Genomic DNA, 1,295 nt, shown 5'->3' with positions numbered 1-1,295 from the left:
TTCAACATGGCTTGGGCCGGCAACATTAAGGTGCAACGACAGGAATAATTAAGGGTGGGTTTAGATTAAACTCAGTGATCAATCTTTTCGGGATTCGCTGCTCAAGAAGAAAAGTATCAATCTCCTCTCTAGTGGGCGCTGCTGGAAGAATATTGGACCATACATCACCGTCTCTGCTGCTCATCAAGTGGCCACTCAGGCAAGAAGTGACGGTTGTCGACTCAGAGCTCAAACTTGCATTTAGTTGATAGCAATCTTTGTCGATTAAACCATAGTAATTCCACTTTAAAGGACGTTTGATATCGTCAATATTAAATTCTGCAATCTGTAGTTTCCCAGTTTTGAATTTATTTCTCGGTCCTTGATTATTTCGTTTTGGGTTAGCTGCGACAACTCGATATGTATCTCCATTTGCCCAAGAAATATTAGAGGATTTATAAAACAGTACGCGGCCTTTTTCTCTATTCGCGGTTGTCCAAGTCATTCCCTGATCAAAACTTAAAGCTGGTCTGTTGGATACTTGCGCAGTTAAAGCACCATTACCTAGTTTTTCGACATCGATTGCTGGGTCTTCTAGTTTTGTTTTAATAATAGCGTTAGTCGATAGATCCCATTCAATCCGGTGGTGGCCAAAAAATATCGCTATTGAATCATTTTCTAGCTCAACATAACTGAATATTTGATGTTGAGTTGCTTCGTCATCCGGTAAGTCAAAGGTGTGTGATGCAATCCATTTCGATTCGTTAGGCTGGGATAAGTAGAAAAACAGAGAACGATTGTTCTTACCTATCGCCGCTAATTGTTGATTGTGTTGCTTGGCCAAGAAGAGTTGTTGATTAGGATCGACCTTTGTTTCTAACGCTGATTCGTCAGAGTTCGGCTTAGTTATCAAAGTGCCAAATGTTGTTCCAAAATATTGAGTTTCATCAGTCTGAAGATAACTTGTGGCTCGAGTATAGCCATTGATTTTATCACGCTTTTGGATGGTCAAATTGTCAGGATTGAAGATGATCAACTCACTGTTGTTGGTGAGAATGTATGGTGATTGATCAGTCTTACCTGTCTTGCTAACAGAAACGATATTTTCCGAGAACGCCACAAGGGCAGCGTATTTATTCTCAGAAAAACTGTCGTTCCAAGATAAGTGATCAGTACTTTTTAGTAATAGGTGATTTACAGGATTTGTCAGAGGTAAATAATCGAATCCACTATCTGGCGGCGTTAGGGTTAAAAACGACCATTTCGAATATTGGCCTGACAAAAAATTGATGTCGCTTGTTGTGTAAGGTTGAAGA

Annotated in this window: 1 protein-coding gene; it reads right to left on the bottom strand. The window is 39.9% G+C overall.

Annotated elements, in window-relative coordinates; translation table 11 throughout:
- Nucleotides 1-25: 25 nt before the first annotated feature.
- Nucleotides 26-1,295: hypothetical protein (locus A3739_RS29970; RefSeq protein WP_197472334.1), on the bottom strand; the 1,270-nt coding region annotated here is incomplete at its 5' end.

The organism is Oleiphilus sp. HI0067 (assembly GCF_001635735.1).
This window is presented reverse-complemented; position numbering and strand designations above follow the sequence as displayed.